General features: G+C 66.1%; 13 protein-coding genes and 1 pseudogene. 4 read left to right on the top strand and 10 right to left on the bottom strand.

The window, feature by feature from the left end; genetic code table 11:
- Positions 1–20: 20 nt before the first annotated feature.
- From KVT32_RS08815 to KVT32_RS08830, 4 genes are all read right to left on the bottom strand, one after another.
- Positions 21–893, bottom strand: a complete 873-nt coding sequence (locus KVT32_RS08815) for an alpha/beta fold hydrolase (RefSeq protein WP_175155426.1) — start codon at positions 891–893, stop codon at positions 21–23.
- 171 nt (positions 894–1,064) lie between these two features.
- Positions 1,065–1,655, bottom strand: coding sequence for an ABATE domain-containing protein (locus tag KVT32_RS08820; RefSeq protein ID WP_062841144.1), 591 nt, complete (start codon positions 1,653–1,655; stop codon positions 1,065–1,067).
- Between the two features lie 103 nt (positions 1,656–1,758).
- Complete coding sequence (locus tag KVT32_RS08825) at positions 1,759–2,664, bottom strand: pirin family protein (protein ID WP_063954930.1); 906 nt, start codon at positions 2,662–2,664, stop codon at positions 1,759–1,761.
- Between the two features lie 112 nt (positions 2,665–2,776).
- Positions 2,777–3,475, bottom strand: a complete 699-nt coding sequence (locus tag KVT32_RS08830) for a pirin family protein (protein ID WP_062841145.1) — start codon at positions 3,473–3,475, stop codon at positions 2,777–2,779.
- A 181-nt stretch (positions 3,476–3,656) separates the two neighbouring features.
- On the opposite strand from KVT32_RS08830, the gene KVT32_RS08835 reads away from it, so the two are divergent.
- On the top strand, positions 3,657–4,568 hold the full coding sequence (locus KVT32_RS08835; protein WP_152384368.1) for a LysR family transcriptional regulator: 912 nt from the start codon (positions 3,657–3,659) through the stop codon (positions 4,566–4,568).
- A gap of 30 nt (positions 4,569–4,598) precedes the next feature.
- Here KVT32_RS08835 and ntrC read toward each other — a convergent pair whose 3' ends face one another.
- The 5 genes from ntrC to rdgB all read right to left on the bottom strand — a co-directional run bounded on the left by ntrC (position 4,599) and on the right by rdgB (position 10,833).
- Positions 4,599–6,107, bottom strand: coding sequence for a nitrogen regulation protein NR(I) (ntrC, locus tag KVT32_RS08840; RefSeq protein ID WP_152384367.1), 1,509 nt, complete (start codon positions 6,105–6,107; stop codon positions 4,599–4,601).
- Positions 6,107–7,171 carry a nitrogen regulation protein NR(II) gene (gene glnL, locus KVT32_RS08845; RefSeq protein ID WP_056317491.1) on the bottom strand — a complete coding sequence of 355 codons (1,065 nt, stop codon included), beginning with the start codon at positions 7,169–7,171 and terminating at the stop codon, positions 6,107–6,109. Before glnL ends, ntrC begins: the two co-directional genes overlap by 1 nt.
- Before the next feature lie 187 nt (positions 7,172–7,358).
- Positions 7,359–8,771, bottom strand: coding sequence for a type I glutamate--ammonia ligase (gene glnA / locus KVT32_RS08850; protein WP_056317488.1), 1,413 nt, complete (start codon positions 8,769–8,771; stop codon positions 7,359–7,361).
- A 183-nt stretch (positions 8,772–8,954) separates the two neighbouring features.
- A complete protein-coding gene (gene hemW, locus KVT32_RS08855) occupies positions 8,955–10,175 on the bottom strand; it encodes a radical SAM family heme chaperone HemW (protein ID WP_152384366.1) in 1,221 nt (406 codons plus the stop codon).
- Positions 10,176–10,209: 34 nt separating this feature from the next.
- Positions 10,210–10,833, bottom strand: a complete 624-nt coding sequence (rdgB, locus tag KVT32_RS08860) for an RdgB/HAM1 family non-canonical purine NTP pyrophosphatase (RefSeq protein WP_056317482.1) — start codon at positions 10,831–10,833, stop codon at positions 10,210–10,212.
- Between the two features lie 203 nt (positions 10,834–11,036).
- Between rdgB and KVT32_RS08865 the strand changes: the two genes are divergently transcribed.
- Positions 11,037–12,890 carry an EAL domain-containing protein gene (locus KVT32_RS08865; RefSeq protein ID WP_223575590.1) on the top strand — a complete coding sequence of 618 codons (1,854 nt, stop codon included), beginning with the start codon at positions 11,037–11,039 and terminating at the stop codon, positions 12,888–12,890.
- A 150-nt stretch (positions 12,891–13,040) separates the two neighbouring features.
- Here the strand turns inward: KVT32_RS08865 and KVT32_RS08870 are convergent.
- Positions 13,041–14,480: pseudogene (locus KVT32_RS08870) on the bottom strand (methyl-accepting chemotaxis protein); the annotation flags it as partial.
- 225 nt (positions 14,481–14,705) lie between these two features.
- Here KVT32_RS08870 and KVT32_RS08875 point away from each other — a divergent pair.
- Entirely contained in the window at positions 14,706–15,866 is a 1,161-nt protein-coding gene (locus KVT32_RS08875) for an acyl-CoA dehydrogenase family protein (protein ID WP_152384365.1), read from the top strand.
- Between the two features lie 16 nt (positions 15,867–15,882).
- Positions 15,883–17,256 (top strand): MmgE/PrpD family protein, encoded by a 1,374-nt coding sequence (locus KVT32_RS08880; RefSeq protein WP_175155423.1) that lies wholly within the window; start codon positions 15,883–15,885, stop codon positions 17,254–17,256.
- Positions 17,257–17,426: the final 170 nt, after the last annotated feature.

The raw sequence follows: 17,426 nt of genomic DNA on the forward strand, positions 1-17,426 counted from the left end.
CATCGAGCCGCCCTTGCCGGTCAGCGCCCCAACACATCGATGATGCGCTGGGCGATGTACTGGCCGTGAGTTTCCAGCGCGAAGTGGCCGGTGTCCAGCAGTTCAACCACGGCATCCGGATTGTCGCGCCGATAGGCCTCGGCGCCCGGCGGAATGAAGAACGGATCGTTGCGCCCCCAGATTGCCAGCGTTGGCACCTGGGCCTGACGGAAGAACGCCTGGAACGCGGGGTATTGCGTCAGGTTGTTCGCGTAGTCCAGAAACAGATCGAGCTGGATGTCCTTGTTGCCCGGCCGTTCAAGCAGGGCCGCGTCCAGCGTATACCCTTCGGGCGCGACGCTGTCCGGATCCGCCACGCCGTGCACGTACTGCCACTTGGTGCCTTCGAAGTTCAGGATGGCGTCGTGAATGGTCTGGCGGTTGGCGGGCGACGGGTCGTTCCAGTAGGCGCGGATGGGCGCCCACGCGTCGCCCAGGCCGTCGAGATACGCGTTCCCGTTCTGCGACACGAGGCCGGTCACGCGCTCGGGGTGCGCCACCGCAAGCCGCAATCCGGTCGGCGCGCCGTAGTCAAAGAAATACATCGCGTAGCGGGTCAGCCCCAGTTCGTCCACAAACGCTTCCAGCGATTTGGCCAGGTTGTCGAAGGTGTAGCGGTAGCCGCGCTCGGCCGGGACTTCGGTGAAGCCAAAGCCGGGCAGATCGGGCGCGATGACGCGAAAGTGCGCGGCCAGTTGCGGGATGACATTGCGGAACTGATGCGACGACGTGGGAAAGCCATGCAGCAGCAGGAGCACGGGCGCTTGCGGGTCGCCGGCTTCGCGATAGAAAAAGCGCAGGCCGTCGGCTTGCGCATGGCGGTAGTGGACGGTGTGGTCGGGCTGGGCGTTCATGAGGATCTCCGGTATTCGGGCAAGGAATGACGATGGGGTTTCGAAGCTTCACGGCACAGTCTACGCATTTTGCGTAACCTGTCAACATCGGCTTTAATGGTTACACAAGGATGATTTGGCGCGGCGATGAAAAAGCCCGGCATGAGCCGGGCTGGAAACCATCGATCGTTGTCATTTCGCCTTGGCGCTGGCGTCCGCCGCCTCGCGCTGCCGGAACGCCGCCACCTTGTGCCGGTTGCCGCACAACGCCATGCTGCACCAGCGCCGCTTGTGCGAGCGCGTTCGGTCGTAGAACCAGAGCGAGCACGCATCGCTTTCGCATTTGCGTACCAGGCCGAAGTCGCCATGCGCCAGCAGATCGGCGGCCGCCTCTGCCACCGGCAGCAGCCATTGCGCCGCCGTCTGCGAGGGATAACGGCGCGACACCACCAGGCTGCCATCGTCTGCCGGCGCAAGCTCGAGGTGACTGCCGCCCGCCGCCAGCGCGCGATTCAGCGCGGAAAGCGCCAGCGGTGCGTGCGCCTTGCGCTGGGCGACCAGCTCTCGCACGGTTTCGCGCAGGCCGCGCGCGCTTTCCAGCAAACCGGACGGCGCGGCGCCCTGCGCGGCGGCGACACCCGCTAGCGACAGCCAGCCCGCCACGTCCGCATCCGACTGCCATCGGTCGACGGGGCCGGCGCTGCTCTGCTCGACAGTGTTGATCATGTCCAGGGCGACGTGGTCGCCCAGTTGTCGGAATTCGGGTGCGTGGCTGGTGTTCATGGTGATCTCCGGCGACAGTGTAACCCTTAAAAATAAACTATAAAAGTTACACGATCATGGAGCGGCATTGCGCCGCCCTTCACGCATTGTCATCCCGCCCCGCTCAGTTGCGCGGTTCCGGCAGCGGAATGTATTCGGTCTCGTCGCCGGGCACGATCTGATCGAAGCGCGTGCGTTGCCAATCCTGCTTGGCCTGTTCGATCCGGTCCTTGCTGCTGGACACAAAGTTCCACCACACGAAGCGCGGACCGTCGAGCGGCTCGCCGCCAAGCAGCGCGAAGCGCGCGGCGGTCTTGGCCCGGATCTGCACCGGCTTGCCCGGGGCAAACACCACCAGGCGACCGCTCTCGTATTCCTGGCCGTCGATTTCCACCGTGCCACTGGCCAGATAGGCCGCGCGTTCTTCGTGCTCGGCCGGCAGCACCGTCGTGGCGCCCGGTTGCAGTTGCAGGTCGCCGTAGAAGAGAGGCGACAACGTCTTGACCGACGAGGTCTTGCCGAACATCGAACCGGCGACGACCTGGGCACGCACGCCCTCGCCTTCGACCACCGGCTGCGCATCCAGGCCGTAATGCACGAAACCCGGATCGGTTTCTTCGTGCGCCTTGGGCAGGCCAACCCAGATCTGCAGCCCCGAGAGCCGCTGCGGCGCTAGGCGGCTTTCCGGCGAGGAGCGTTCGGAGTGGACGATCCCGCGGCCGGCGGTCATCCAGTTCACTTCACCGGGCAGGATGGTTTGCGTGTTGCCTGCCCCGTCGCGGTGGACCATGGAGCCTTCGTACAGGTAGGTAACGGTGGACAGCCCGATATGCGGATGCGGCCGCACGTCGATGCCGGCGCCGATGTCGAAGTCCGCCGGACCCATCTGGTCCAGGAAGACGAACGGACCGACGCTGCGGCGCTGCATGGAAGGGATGGCGCGGCGGACGGAGAATCCGCCCAGGTCGCTGGTGCGCGGCACCACGACGGTTTCGATCTGGCTTTCGCCGGCTTGGGACAGGGTCGACATGGTGCAATGCTCCGCAATGGATTGGCCTGGGGCCATCTTAATGGCCTCGGTGCAGGTAATGGGGGTAATCGGGTAAGCCGGGCGGATTCCAGGATCCGCCCGCCGGATGGCGTCAGGCCAGGTCGAACACCAGCACTTCGGCGTCCTTGCCGCCCGACAGCTCGACGCTGCCGGTGTCGGTGATCGCCACGGCGTCACCGGCATTGAGCGCGGCGCCGTTGACGGTCACGCTGCCGCGGGCAACATGGACCCAGGCGCGGCGGCCGGCGGCCAGCGGCAGCGAGGCTGACTCGTCGCCATCGAACAGGCCAGCGTAAAGACGCGCGTCCTGATGGATCTTCATCGATCCATCGATGCCGTCGCCCGACACCAGGGCCTGGAGACGGCCACGCTTTTGCGCATCGCTGAAGGCGCGCTCTTCGTATTCCGGCGCAATGCCAGTCACGTTGGGCTCGATCCAGATCTGCAGCATGTGCGTTTCGGCATCGGGGCGGGGATTGAACTCCGAGTGCATCACGCCGCGGCCGGCGCTCATGCGCTGGACGTTGCCGGGCTGGATTTCCGAGCCGCTGCCCATGCTGTCCTTGTGGGCGATCGCGCCGTCCAGCACATAGGTGATGATCTCCATGTCCCGGTGACCGTGCGTGCCGAAGCCGCGGCCCGCGGCGATGCGGTCGTCATTGATCACGCGCAGCGCGCCAAAGCCCATGTGAGCCGGATCGTAGTAGTTGGCAAAGGAGAAGGTATGGAACGAATCGAGCCATCCGTGGTTGGCGTGACCCCGTTCAGCAGCGCGACGGATCGTAAGCATGGTGAACTCCTGTTTCAATAATATGAATGGTTAGGGCTGCGTCTTGGCTGGGCTTTCTGCCTTGCCGTTTGTCTGCAACCCCGGCATGAGTGATATTCTGCGCGCCCCGACCGCCGGTTTTGGCGCTACATTTTGATGACTTCATTCAAATTTTTTGAATCCCCACTTTGCGCCCCCTTCCATGCAGCCCATCACGCCCGAACTCCTCGTCCTCGTTGACGCCATCGCGCGCCACGGCAGCTTCGCCAAGGCCGCGCGCGAACTGGGCAAGGTGCCCTCCGCCGTCACGTATTCCATCCGCAAGCTCGAAGACGGCCTGGACGTCCTGCTGTTCGACCGATCGGGGCATCGGGCGCTCTTGACGCCAGCGGGCGAGGCGCTGCTCAAGGACGGCCGGCATCTGCTGCAGTCGCTGGACGAACTGGCCAGCCGGGTCAAACGCATCGCGACCGGGTGGGAGGTGCAGCTGCGCATTGCGGTCAGCGCGGTGCTGCCGTGGCGGCCCATCTATGACCTGATCGATGAATTCCATGCGGTGGGCAGCGCCACGACGCTGCGTTTCTCAACCGAAGTCCTGAGCGGCAACTGGGATGCGCTGACCTCAGGGCGCGCGGACCTGGTGATCGGTGCGGGCGCGGCGGGCGAGCCGACGGGCCCTTATCGCTCGCAGGCGATCGGCGTGATGCAATTCGGGTTCTGTGTGGCGGCGAACCATCCGCTGGCCGCCCTGCCCCAGCCGCTTAGCCGCGCCGAGATCACGCGCTACTGCGCGGTCGTTATTGCCGACACCTCACGCAACCTGCCCGTGCAGTCGCGCGGCATTCTGTCGGATCAGCCGACGCTGGTGATGCCGTCGATGCAGGCCAAGATCGAGGCGCAGGTGCGCGGCCTGGGCTGCGGCTATCTGCCGCTAACGCTGGCCGCGCCCTACCTGGCGCAGGGTCTGCTGGTGGTGTGTGAGACCGATGAGGGCATGTCCCTGACGGAACACGTAGCCTACGCCTGGCGGGCGGAGCCGCCGGGCGAGGCCATGAAGTGGTGGCTGCAGAAGCTGAAGTCCCCGCGTCTGTGCGAGAGCCTGCTCGGGCTATAGACCGGTCCACCGGACCGGCCCATTGCACGGCTATTCGTCTTCGATGCCCAGCTCGCGCAGCTTGCGCGTGATGGTATTGCGGCCGATCCCCAGACGGGAGGCGGCTTCCACCCGGCGCCCGCGGCTGGCGTCCAGCGCGCTTTGCAAGAGGATTTTCTCGAACTGGCGGGTCAGCGTCGCCATGACGGCCGGTTCGCCGCGCTCCAGCCGGTACTGCGCGTCGCGCAGCAGCGAATCCTGCCAATTGCGCGGCGCGGCGTCGCCTGCGGCTTGCTCGGCGTACGCGCCGGCTTGCACCACGGTGCCCACTCCCGCGACGGGCGGGGCGGCCCGCAAGGGCGCTGCCGCGCCCGGCTGCGGCTGGTGTTCCATGGCCCGGATCTCGGGCGGCAGGTCCACGCGGTCCACCGTCTGGCCGGGCGCCATCACCGTCAGCCAATGGCAGAAGTTTTCAAGCTGGCGCACGTTGCCGGGAAAGTCGAACTTGGTCAGCACGGCCAGCGCCTCGGGCGTCAGCCGCTTGACGGGCACGCCCAGCGTGCGCGCGCTGGCGGTCAGGAAGTGCTGGGCCAGCGCGGGAATGTCCTCGACACGCTCGCGCAGCGGCGGCAGCCGCAGCCGGATCACGTTCAAGCGGTGAAACAGGTCTTCGCGAAACAACCCCTGCTCGACCCGCTGCTCCAGTGGCTGGTGCGTGGCGGCCACGATGCGCACGTCCACGCGCACGGGTTGCGCGCCGCCCACGCGGTAGAAGCTGCCCTCGGCCAGCACGCGGAGCAGGCGCGTCTGCAGTTCGATCGGCATGTCGCCGATTTCGTCCAGGAACAAGGTGCCGCCGTGCGCCTCTTCGAAGCGGCCGCGGCGCAGATTGTTGGCGCCGGTGAAGGCGCCGCGCTCGTGGCCGAAGAGTTCGGCTTCCAGCAGGTCGCGCGGGATGGCCGCGGCGTTCAGCGCCACGAACGGTCCGCTGGCACGCACGCCGTGGCCGTGCAGCGCGCGGGCCACCAGCTCTTTGCCGGTGCCGGACTCGCCGGTGATCAGGACGGTGACCTTGGATTGGGCCAGCCGGCCGATCGCGCGAAAGACTTCCTGCATGGCGGTGGACGACGATTGCGTCATCATCCAGCGCTCGTTGTTCTGCGACGCCTCGCCCTGCCCCTCCGGGCTTTCGGGCTGCGCCGATTCCTGCATGGCGCGCTGGATCAGCGCGACCGCCTCGTTCACGTCGAACGGCTTGGCCAGGTAATCGAACGCGCCGCCCTGGAACGCGGACACGGTGCTGTCCAGGTCGGCGAACGCCGTCATCACGATGACCGGCAGGCCGGGATGGCGCTCTTTCAGTTGGCGCAACAGCTCCAGGCCGTTGCCGCCGGGCATGCGGATGTCTGACACCAGTGCCACGGGCGTTTCACGCGAAAGCGCCTCCAGCACGTCGGCCGATTGGGAAAAACTGCGGGTGGGGACGCCAGCGCGGGCCAGGGCCTTTTCGAGGACCCAGCGGATGGCCTGGTCGTCGTCGACGATCCATACGGGTTTCATCAGTTTGCGGGCTCCATCGGGAGGACCAGGCGAAACTCGGTGCGCCCCGGTCGGGATTCAAATTCGATGATGCCGCCGTGCTGTTGCACGAAGTCCTGCGCCAGGCTCAGGCCCAGGCCGGTGCCGCCCGCCCTGGCCGTGACCAGCGGGTGGAAGATGCGGTCGCGGATGTGTTCCGGCACGCCAGGACCGTTGTCGATGATGGACAGCACCAGCGCCAGGCGGTGCTGACGGTGCGCCAGCATGACCTGCCGCGCGACACGCGTGCGCAGCGTCACCACGCCGGGTTCGGTCTGCGGACCTTGCGGACGCGCCACCAGCTCCTGCGCGGCATTGCGTGCAACGTTGAGCACGGCCTGCATCAGGCGGGCGGCGTCGCCCTTCAGGTCCGGCACCGAGGCGTCGTAGTCGCGCTGGATCGTGACGTCGTTGCGGAACTCGGCCTGGATCAGCGCGCAGACGCGCTCGCAGATTTCATGGATATTCACCGGCCGCGCATTGAGCGGCACACGTTGCGGACCGCTCAGGCGGTCCACCAGCGCCTGCAGGCGGTCGGCTTCCGAAATGATGACCTGGGTGTACTCGGCCAGGGCCGCGCTGGGCAGCTCGGCCTCCAGCAACTGCGCGGCGCCGCGCAGTCCGCCCAGGGGATTCTTGACTTCATGCGCCAGATTGCGCAGCAGTTCGCGGTGGGCTTCGATCTCGTCCACCAGCCGGTGGTTGCGGTCGGCCAGCACGCGTTGCTCGATTTCGCGCGTTTCGATCAGTACCGGCCAGCGCTGGCCGGTCAGTCCCACGGTGGTCACCGAGACTTCCACGGATTCGGTGGCGCGGCGCAACGAGGCCAGTTGCCTCACGTCGGCGTACCTGCCGCCCGCGGCGCGGTCGATCGATGACTGGATATTCTCAGGGTTGTCGTACAGGGTGGCGGCTGAGTGCCCGCCTAGTTGCTTGCGCGAACGGCCGAAAAGGTCCTCGGCGGCTGCGTTGGCGTATTCGATGTGGCCGCGCTCGTTGACCAGGAAAACTGACGTGGCTAGCAGATCGAGAGCTTCAACATTCATTTTCAACGTACCCGAATGGACAGGGGAAAGCGGAACGCGTCCGCGACGGGCGAGCCGGCCCGACGCCCTGCCCGCCGGCGCGGCGCCGGGCGGGCAATTCATCGGGCGGCTACCTGGTGGTGCGCGTGGTGTGGGCCCTGGTTTCTGCCTACATCATCGCGCTCCCCCCAGCCACGGCCTCAAGACATCAGAGGCTGTAGTACATGTCGAATTCGACCGGGTGCGTCGTCATGCGCAGACGCGTCACATCGGCCATCTTCAGGTCGATGTAGGCGTTGAGCATGTCGTTGCTGAACACGCCGCCACGGGTCAGGAACTCGCGATCCTTGTCCAGGGCTTCCAGCGCTTCTTCCAGCGAGGCGCAGACGGTCGGGATCTTCGCGTCTTCTTCCGGCGGCAGGTCGTACAGGTTCTTGTCGGCCGGATCGCCGGGGTGAATCTTGTTCTGGACGCCGTCCAGGCCGGCCATCATCAGGGCCGAGAAAGCCAGGTACGGGTTGGCCAGGGGATCCGGGAAGCGCGTTTCGATGCGGCGGCCCTTCGGGTTGCCAACGTACGGAATGCGGATCGAAGCCGAGCGGTTGCGGGCCGAGTAAGCCAGCTTCACGGGCGCTTCGAAGTGCGGGACCAGACGCTTGTACGAGTTCGTGCCGGGGTTGGTGATGGCGTTCAGGGCACGGGCGTGCTTGATGATGCCGCCGATGTAGTACAGGGCGAATTCAGACAGGCCGGCGTAGCCGTTGCCCGCGAACAGGTTCTGGCCGTCCTTCCAGATGGACTGGTGGACGTGCATGCCGGAGCCGTTGTCGCCAACGATGGGCTTGGGCATGAACGTGGCGGTCTTGCCGTAGGCGTGGGCCACGTTGTGCACGATGTACTTGACGATCTGCGTCCAGTCGGCGCGCTGGACCAGCGTGCTGAACTTGGTGCCGATTTCGAGCTGGCCGGGGGCCGCCACTTCGTGGTGGTGCACTTCGACCGGCACGCCCATCTGTTCCATCAGCAGGCACATTTCCGAACGCATGTCCTGGAACGAATCGACCGGCGGAACGGGGAAGTAGCCGCCCTTCACGCCCGGACGGTGGCCGGTGTTGCCGCCTTCGAATTCCAGGCCCGTGGACCACGGCGCTTCTTCGGACTTGATCTTGACGAACGTGCCCGACATGTCGGTGTTCCAGGTCACGCCGTCGAACACGAAGAATTCGGGTTCCGGACCGAAGTAGGCGGTGTCGCCCAGACCGGAGGACTTCAGGTAGGCTTCGGCGCGCTTGGCCAGCGAGCGCGGGTCACGGTCATAGCCCTTCAGGTCCGACGGTTCGACCACGTCGCACGACAGGATCAGGGTCGGCTCTTCGCGGAACGGATCCAGGTTGGCGGTGGAGCAGTCGGGGATGAGGAGCATGTCGGAGGCTTCGATGCCCTTCCAGCCCGGAATCGACGAACCGTCGAAAGCCTGCCCGCTTTCCAGCTTGTCTTCATCGATAGCAGTGGTGGGCACGGAAACGTGGTGCTCACGGCCAACCGTATCGGTAAAGCGGAAATCCACGAATTTCACTTCGTTATCGGCGATCTGTTTCAGGACGTCTTTCGGGCTTGCCATGTCATCTCCATTAGATAAAAGGGTCGAGGGCTTTGCCCGTCGACTGGCATAAAAGAGGGAAGCAATAAGCGTGCCAGGTTTAACCCCGGTATTCCCGGGGGGAGGCAGGTCGGTCTTGAGGAAATGTAGCACCACTATGGTGCAAAAGGTGGGGCACGATCGCCCCATCTTGGTGCTTGCACCTTACAGGAACATTTCCTGAAGGTCATTGAGGAAGCGCCAGCCCAGCGGGGTTGCCCGCAGGCGGGTGGGATCGGCGTCTAGCAAGCCCCGTTTCGAGGCTGCCTCCAATTGGTGCGCAATGACGGCCAGCGACAAACCGGTGCGTTCGTTGAACGCCGTCGCCGCCACCCCGTCTTTCAGGCGCAACGCATTGAGCATGAACTCGAACGGCAGCTCGTCCGGACCGACGTGGCGGCTTTCGGCCAGGTGGCTGCCATCGCGCGCCATCGCGGCCTGCATCCAGGAATCGGGGTTTTTCAGGCGCGCCTCGCGCACGATGCGGTCATGGAACGACAGCTTGCCGTGCGCGCCCGGACCGATGCCCAGGTAGTCGCCGAATTCCCAGTAATTCATGTTGTGGCGGCTCCGGGCGCCGGGCTTGGCGTAGGCCGAGACCTCGTAGCGCGCCAGCCCCGCCGCGGCCAGCTCGGCCTCCACCGCGTCCTGCATGGCGGCGCTGGTGTCATCGTCGGGCAGGTCCTCGGGCGGAAACTTTGCGAAGACCGTGTTCGGTTCCATCGTCAGGTGGTACAGCGACAGATGCTCGGTGCCGAACGATATGGCCTCGCGCAGATCGGCCGTACAGGCCTCAAGCGTCTGGCCGGGCAAGGCAAACATCACGTCCAGGTTGACGCGGGGCGCCGCCCGCTGCGCCATGTCGATCGCCGCGCGGGCCTGCGCGGCATCGTGGATGCGGCCCAGCTTTTTCAACTGGGCGTCGTCAAAGCTCTGAATGCCCAACGAAAAGCGCGTGACCCCGCTGGCCGCGTAGTCCCTGAAACGGCCGGCCTCGGCCGTGCCCGGATTGGCCTCCATCGTGATCTCGGCGTCGGGCCACAGGTTCAGGTACGCCCGCAACATCGCCAGCAGCTCGTCCAGGCCGGCGGCCGACAGCAGACTGGGCGTGCCGCCGCCGATGAAGACGGATATCACCTGCCGGCCCCAGATGGACGGCAGCGACTGTTCCAGGTCGCTGCGCAGCGCGTCCAGATAGGCGCGCTCGGGAATTTCGCCTGGCGCGGCATGCGAGTTGAAATCGCAGTAAGGGCATTTGCGCACGCACCAGGGCACGTGGACGTAGACGGAAAGGGGCGGCAGGCTGGTCAGCGTGGCGCCAGCAGGCACGACGAGGCGCGACTTAGGCGCGCCCATGTCGTTGCGGATGGGAATGGTGATGGACATGCGGAAAATTCCTGGCGCCTTGCCGGCGCCGTGTTCAAGCGTTGCCCAGCTTGCTGAGCAGCTCGCGCAGCGCCCGGGCGCGGTGGCTGACCCGGTTCTTTTCGTCGGGATCCAGCGACGCGGCGGTCAGCGCCATGTCGGGCAGGTAGAAGTGCGGATCGTAGCCGAAACCGTTGGCGCCTTCGGGCACATCGATGATCTCGCCATGCCACAGGCCCTCGCCGATGAGCGGGCGGGGATCGTTCTCGGAACGCACCAGCGCCAGGACCGCCACATACCAGGCGCTGCGGTCCTCGACCGATGCCAGGTTGCGCACCAGCAACGCATTGTTGGCCGCATCGGACTTTTCGCCGCCGTGCATCTTGGCATAGCGGGCCGAATAGACACCGGGTGCGCCATCCAGCGATGCCACGCACAGGCCCGAGTCGTCCGCCAGCGCGGGCAGCCCGGTCAAGCGGCTGGCGTGGCGCGCCTTGGCCAGCGCGTTTTCGACGAAGGTGACGTGCGGCTCTTCGGCTTCCGGCACGCCCAGTTCGCCCTGAGGCACCAGCTCAATGCCCAGCGGCGCGAACAAGGCGGAGAACTCGCGCAGCTTGCCGGCATTGTTGGACGCCAGGACGACGCGGCGCAGGGAGTCGGGAATCTTGGGGGATGTCATAGGGCGGATTGTATAGGGGCGCGCCTGCGGCGGGCGCGCATTCCACGATGATGGCGCGGGTACCACGCCCGGGTGAATTGCTTGTTGACACTTTTGTAACAGCGCCCGAAGATTGCACGTCAACGATTCGGCGCAACAACGCAGACATATTTTGTTGTCAATATGACCCATCTTGTCACTGATCGTTTCTCAATGCCCCGGCGATGAACTCCATTCACGCTTTGCCACGGCCTGCGGCGGCCCGTGCTCCCCATCACCATCCCGGCGGAGCGCCCGCCCACGCCAGCCTGGCCGGCATCCTGCGCGAAAGATTGTTGCGTCCGCGCTTCCAGCCGGTGATCGACCTGTCCCACAGCCGGATCTATGGGCACGAAAGCCTGATCCGCGGTCCCGCCGACACGCCCCTGCACTATCCCGATGCCCTGTTCGCCGAGGCGCGCCGTCAAGGCTTGCACCCGCAGCTTGAACTGGCCAGTTTTCGCGCGGGCGCGCGGGGGTTCGAACAGAACGACGCCGCCGGCAAGCTGTTCCTGAACCTGTCCGGCTCTGCCCTGCTCCATTACTGGACCCTCTGGGGCTACGACATGCCCGCCCGGCTGCTCAAGGATTGCGCCCTGGAGCCCGCCAGCATCGTTGTCGAACTTACCGAACAGGATCCCCTGTCTGACCGCATGGCGGACCTGCACAACGCCTTTGCGTGCCTACGCGAAGCCGGCATGCGCATCGCGCTGGACGATTACGGGGTCGGCAATTCCAACCTGCAGCTCTGGGCGGAAACCCAGCCCGAGCTGGTCAAGATCGACCGTTACTTCTTTGACGGCATCGGCCACGACGAGCGCAAGCAGAACATGGTGCGGGCCATCCTGAAGGTGGCCCAGCATCTGGGCACATCGGTCATCGCCGAAGGCATCGAAACCGCCGAAGACCTGGCCGTCGTGCGTGAGCTGGATATCCGCTACGCGCAGGGCTGGTTCCTGGGCATGCCCGAGGAAATCCTGCTGACCGAACTGACGCCGCCGCTGCGGGATTCGCTGCGTTCCCGCACGTCGGCGCCCGTGTCGCAACGCGCCGCCGGCGGCACCGCCGTCAGCCTGCGCGTCGAAGCGCCGGCTGCGCTGCTGACCAAGCACACCAACGATGACGTGCATCGTCTTTTCATCGAGCACAAGAATCTGCACGCCGTGGCAGTGATCGACGCCGACAACCGGCCGGTCGGCATCATCAACCGGCGCGACTTCTCGGAACACTACGCCCAGCGCTACACGCGCGAGCTCTTCGGCCGCGACGCCTGCTCGACCTTCATGAACGCCGAGCCGGTGCTGGTGGATGTCAACGTGTCCATCGACCAGCTGAGCCACGTGCTGATTTCCGAAGACCAGCGCTACCTGATGGACGGGCTCATCATCACGCGCGACGGCCGCTACGACGGCCTGGCCACCGGCGAAACGCTGGTGCGCTCGGTGACCGAGATGCGGATCGAGGCGGCGCGCTACGCCAATCCGCTGACGTCCCTGCCCGGCAACATCCCCATCAGCCGGCACATCGCCACGCTGCTCGAAGACGCCGCCGACTTCACCATCTGCTACGGCGACCTGAACAACTTCAAGCCCTTCAACGACGTGTACGGCTATTGGCGCGGCGATGACATGATCATGCTGACCGCCGACGTCATCAAGCGGCACTGCGATCCGCAGCGCGATTTCGTGGGACACGTGGGCGGCGACGACTTCGTGGTGCTGCTGCGCAGCCCCGACTGGATGGCGCGCATCGAGCGCATCATTGCCGAATTCAACGAGGAAGCCGTGGCCCTGTATGACGAACAGGGCCGCCGCAACGGCGGCATCGAGGCCGAAGACCGTTACGGCGTGCCGCGCTTCTTTCCGTTCGTGACGCTGGGCGTGGGCGCCCTGACCGTCACGCCCTCGTTATGCGAGCGCATCCGCCCTGAGGACATCGCCTCGGCGGCCGCCCATGTCAAGCACAAGGTCAAACACGGGAATCTGTCGCTCGTGGCCGAGCGCTACACCGGCGCCGCCCTGCCGCAACTCACCGGCTGAGGCCTCGCGCGCCGCGGCCTGCGCACCCTGCGCGATCTGGAATTTGGCCACGGCCCGGCGCAGTCCTTGCGCCTGGGATTCCAGCGCCACCGCGGCAGCCGCCGTCTGCTCGACCATTGCGGCGGTTTCCTGCGTGGCACGTTCGATATCGGCCACCGCATGGTTGACCGACGCAATGCCGGCGGCCTGCTCGGCGGTGGCATTGGAAATCTCGGTCACGATCTGCGTCACGCGATCGACCGAGGCCACCATGTCGCGCATGGTGTCGCCCGCCAGATTCACATGACGCACGCCGGCATCCACGCGCGCGGCCGAATCCTCGATCAGGCCCTTGATCTCGCGCGCGGCCTGGGCGCTGCGTTGCGCCAGCGACCGCACTTCGCCCGCCACCACGGCAAACCCCTTGCCCTGCTCGCCCGCGCGGGCCGCTTCCACGGCTGCGTTGAGCGCAAGGATGTTCGTCTGGAACGCAATGCTGTCGACCACGCCCACGATCTCGCCGATGCGCCGCGCGCTATCGGCGATGCCCTGCATGCTGCGCACCACTTCATCGACGGCCTGGCCTCCGCGCTGCGCCAGCTGCGTGGCGCTCGCCGCCTGGCGGCTTGCCAGGTCCGCGTTGCCGGCGGTCATCTGAACGGTATGGGCCAGCTGGGTCATGTTGGCCGCCGCTTCCTGCAGCGAGCCAGCCTGGCGCGCCGCGCGGTCCGACATATCGGCGCCGCCCGCCGCAATCTCGCCCGAGCCGGTGTGGATCTCTTCCACACCCAGACGGACCGAGGCCACGGCGGCCGACAGCCCGGTCTGCATGCGGCGCATCGCCGAATACAGGACGCCGATTTCGTTGTCGCCGCGTTGCGTGATCACGCCCGTCAAGTCGCCGTCCGCAATGCGGTCAAAGTGCGCCCCGGCCTCGTTCAGCGGCCGCACGATGCTGCGGCGGAATCCCAGCCGGATCAGCACTGCCAGCACCAGGACGAAACCCAGCACGGCCGCCGCCACCACGGTCACCCGTTCAAGCGTGCGGCTTGCGCCGGCCACCGCCTCCTGCCCCTGTTCGCGGGCGTAAGCCTGGTAAGCCTCGGCCTGCTTCACATACGCAGCCCCGCTGGCCGGCAGCGCCTTGTCCGTCAGGCGGTTGACCTCGATGCCGTTCCACCCCTGGATCGCGGTGCGCATCGGCGCGAGCGTCTGGTCGGCAAAGGCGGCATACGCCGTCAGGACCTGGGCAAACAGCGGCGCGCCCTGGGCGCTGTCGTCCGGGTTGGCGCGCAGGCGCGCCAGACTGGCAGCCGCCTGCTTGAGCAGTCCATCGGCCTGAGCCAGCGACGCGTTGCGCGCGTCTTCCAGCCCGCCTTCCATCGCCGTCTTGGCGTCGGTCAGCGCCGCGCGCGCCTGGAACAGACGGCTGGTCATGTCGGCCAGATCGCTCGCCCTTTCGATGCTGCCCCGCCCCAGGGCCTCGATATCCGCGCGGTTGTCGCGCAGGACCGTGATGCCCGCTGCCGCGGCAAGCGCGAACAGCACAACGAACAAGGCAAGAATGGCCGACAGCGCCGTCGTTACCCTCAGATTTTTTCGCATATCCATCCGTGTGTTGCGTGGCCGCCCGTGCGGCAGTGCAACGGATTATGGACACCCAGTTTGGCAATTTCTTGACACAACCTCGGATGGGACGTGTCGCACTGCCGTCATGAACCGGCGCTTTTGCGATCAGGAACCCTGTATTAATGATTTGTGAATTGGCACATGCGCGGCCTTGCGGCACATTCGATCCTGTCCCGAACCATTCCTTCAATCAGAAAAGCCAGTCACATGCTCCAAGCCTCCCACGCCTACCAGGACATCCGCGAAGCCGTCCGCGACCTCTGCGCGCAGTTTCCCTCCGAGTATTTCCGCAAGGTCGACGAAGAACGCGGCTACCCCGAGGACTTCGTGCGCGCCCTCACCGAAGCCGGCTGGCTGGCCGCCCTGATCCCCCAGGAATACGGCGGCTCGGGCCTGGGCCTGACCGAAGCCTCGGTCATCATGGAAGAGATCAACCGAAGCGGCGGCAACTCCGGCGCGTGCCACGGCCAGATGTACAACATGGGCACGCTTCTGCGCCACGGATCCGAGGCCCAGAAACGCGAATACCTGCCCCGCATCGCCGCCGGCGAACTGCGGCTGCAGTCGATGGGCGTCACCGAGCCCACCACCGGCACCGACACCACCAAGATCAAGACCACCGCCGTCAAGCGCGGCGACCGCTATGTCATCAATGGCCAAAAGGTCTGGATCTCGCGCGTGCAGCACTCGGACCTGATGATCCTCCTGGCGCGCACCACGCCGCTCGATCAGGTCACGCGCAAGTCCGAAGGTATGTCGATCTTCCTCGTTGACCTGCACCATGCGGTCAAGCACGGCATGTCGATCCGCCCGATCCCCAACATGGTCAACCACGAGACGAACGAACTCTTCTTCGACAACCTGGAAATCCCGGAAGAAAACCTGATCGGCGAAGAAGGCAAGGGCTTCAAGTACATCCTGGACGGCCTGAACGCCGAACGCACCCTGATCGCCGCCGAATGCATCGGCGACGGCTACTGGTTCATCGACAAGGTCACCGCGTACGCCAAGGAACGCATGGTCTTCGGCCGCCCGATCGGCCAGAACCAGGGCGTGCAGTTCCCCATTGCGCGCGCGCACATCAACGTCGAGGCAGCCAGCCTGATGCGCTATGAAGCCTGCCGGCTGTTCGACGCCCACGAACCCTGCGGCGCCCAGGCCAACATGGCCAAGCTGCTGGCCGCCGACGCGTCCTGGGAAGCGGCCAACGCCTGCCTGCAGTTCCACGGCGGCTTCGGCTTTGCCACTGAATACGACGTCGAGCGCAAGTTCCGCGAGACGCGCCTCTATCAGGTGGCCCCCATTTCGACCAACCTGATCCTGTCGTACGTCGCCGAACACATCCTGGGCCTGCCCCGCTCCTTCTGACATGCCAACTTCCGACATGACCGCAGACAAAGACACCCCGCACCTGAGCGCCGAACTCGCCGCCTTTGCCGCCAACCTGCGCTACGAAGACATCCCTGCCCCGGTCCTGCGCCGCGCCGAAGACCTGCTCCTCGATTGCCTGGCGTCCATCCTTGCCGGCGCGTCGGCCCGCGCGGTACAGGCGATCGACCGCTATGCCGCCGCAATGGGTCCGGCCGATGGCCCCAGCGAAGTCCTGATCACCCGCCGCCGCACCACGCCGCTTTTTGCCGCCATGGTCAACGCGGCGGCCGCGCATGTGGTCGAACAGGACGACGTGCACAATGGCTCGGTCTTTCACCCAGCCGCCGTGGTGTTCCCTCCCGCCCTGGCCGTTGCGCAGGCGCTGGGGTCGTCGGGGCGCGATCTGCTTACCGCCGCCGTCGCCGGCTATGAGGTCGGCATTCGCGTGGGCGAGTTCCTCGGGCGCTCGCACTACAAGATCTTCCACACCACGGGCACGGCGGGCACCCTGGCTGCCGCCGTCACCACGGGGCGGCTGCTGGGCCTGTCCCCCGAACAGATGCTCCACGCATTGGGCTCGGCGGGCACGCAAGCCGCAGGCCTGTGGGAATTCCTGCGCGACGCCGCCGACTCCAAGCAGTTGCATACCGCCAAGGCCGCCGCCGACGGCATCACCGCGGCCTACCTGGCGCGCGAAGGCTTCACGGGCGCCCGCCACATCCTGGAAGGCCCGCAAGGCATGGCGGCCGGCATGTCCACGGACGCCGATCCCAGCCGCCTGTGCGACCGTCTGGGACAGCGCTGGGCGCTTGCCGAGACCTCATTCAAGTTCCATGCCTCGTGCCGGCACACGCATCCGGCGGCGGACGCGCTGCAACAGGCGCTGCGCGACAACGACCTCACCGAGGCCGACGTCGAGCGCGTCGTGGCGCATGTTCACCAGGGCGCCATCGACGTCCTTGGCCCCGTCGTCAATCCGCAGACGGTGCACCAATCCAAGTTCTCGATGGGCACGGTGCTGGCGCTGATCGCGCGCCAGGGCCGCGCGGGTCTCGCGGAGTTCGACGCAGGCCTCGACGACCCCGGCGTGGCCGCCTTCCGCGGCAAAGTCGAAATGGCCCTCGACCCGGAAGTCGACGGCGCCTATCCGCAACGTTGGATCGGCAAGGTCACGGTCTACACCCGCGACGGCCGCGTGCTGCATGGCCGCGTGGACGAACCCAAGGGCGATCCCGGCAACACGCTAAGCCGCCCCGAAATCGAGGACAAGACGCTGAGCCTGGGCCGCTACGCCGACGCGGCGACAGAGCAGGAACTGCGCGGCCTGATCGCGACGATCTGGGGGCTGGAGAAGCTAGGCAAGGTTGAGACGCTGCTGCCGCGGTAATTCGGGCGTCTCTGCAAGGTGTCTGACACCCTGCGGGCACAACCGTCAATTGCCGGCTGTCTCACCAGGGTGTCAGACACCGTGTCGTGATTGTGGGCGACGCTGCAAGGTGTCTGACACCCTGCGGGCACAACCGTCAATTGCCGACTGTCTCACAAGGGTGTCAGACA

Origin of the sequence: Achromobacter sp. GbtcB20, assembly GCF_019091095.1 — a bacterium.
In the GTDB taxonomy this organism is placed as follows: domain Bacteria; phylum Pseudomonadota; class Gammaproteobacteria; order Burkholderiales; family Burkholderiaceae_B; genus Achromobacter; species Achromobacter mucicolens.

Coding starts and splice junctions, on each gene's coding strand:
- KVT32_RS08815 (WP_175155426.1), bottom strand. CDS start 893: ATGAACGCCCAGCCCGACCACACCGTCCACTACCGCCATGCGCAAGCC.
- KVT32_RS08820 (WP_062841144.1), bottom strand. CDS start 1,655: ATGAACACCAGCCACGCACCCGAATTCCGACAACTGGGCGACCACGTC.
- KVT32_RS08825 (WP_063954930.1), bottom strand. CDS start 2,664: ATGTCGACCCTGTCCCAAGCCGGCGAAAGCCAGATCGAAACCGTCGTG.
- KVT32_RS08830 (WP_062841145.1), bottom strand. CDS start 3,475: ATGCTTACGATCCGTCGCGCTGCTGAACGGGGTCACGCCAACCACGGA.
- KVT32_RS08835 (WP_152384368.1), top strand. CDS start 3,657: ATGCAGCCCATCACGCCCGAACTCCTCGTCCTCGTTGACGCCATCGCG.
- ntrC (WP_152384367.1), bottom strand. CDS start 6,107: ATGAAACCCGTATGGATCGTCGACGACGACCAGGCCATCCGCTGGGTC.
- glnL (WP_056317491.1), bottom strand. CDS start 7,171: ATGAATGTTGAAGCTCTCGATCTGCTAGCCACGTCAGTTTTCCTGGTC.
- glnA (WP_056317488.1), bottom strand. CDS start 8,771: ATGGCAAGCCCGAAAGACGTCCTGAAACAGATCGCCGATAACGAAGTG.
- hemW (WP_152384366.1), bottom strand. CDS start 10,175: ATGTCCATCACCATTCCCATCCGCAACGACATGGGCGCGCCTAAGTCG.
- rdgB (WP_056317482.1), bottom strand. CDS start 10,833: ATGACATCCCCCAAGATTCCCGACTCCCTGCGCCGCGTCGTCCTGGCG.
- KVT32_RS08865 (WP_223575590.1), top strand. CDS start 11,037: ATGAACTCCATTCACGCTTTGCCACGGCCTGCGGCGGCCCGTGCTCCC.
- KVT32_RS08875 (WP_152384365.1), top strand. CDS start 14,706: ATGCTCCAAGCCTCCCACGCCTACCAGGACATCCGCGAAGCCGTCCGC.
- KVT32_RS08880 (WP_175155423.1), top strand. CDS start 15,883: ATGACCGCAGACAAAGACACCCCGCACCTGAGCGCCGAACTCGCCGCC.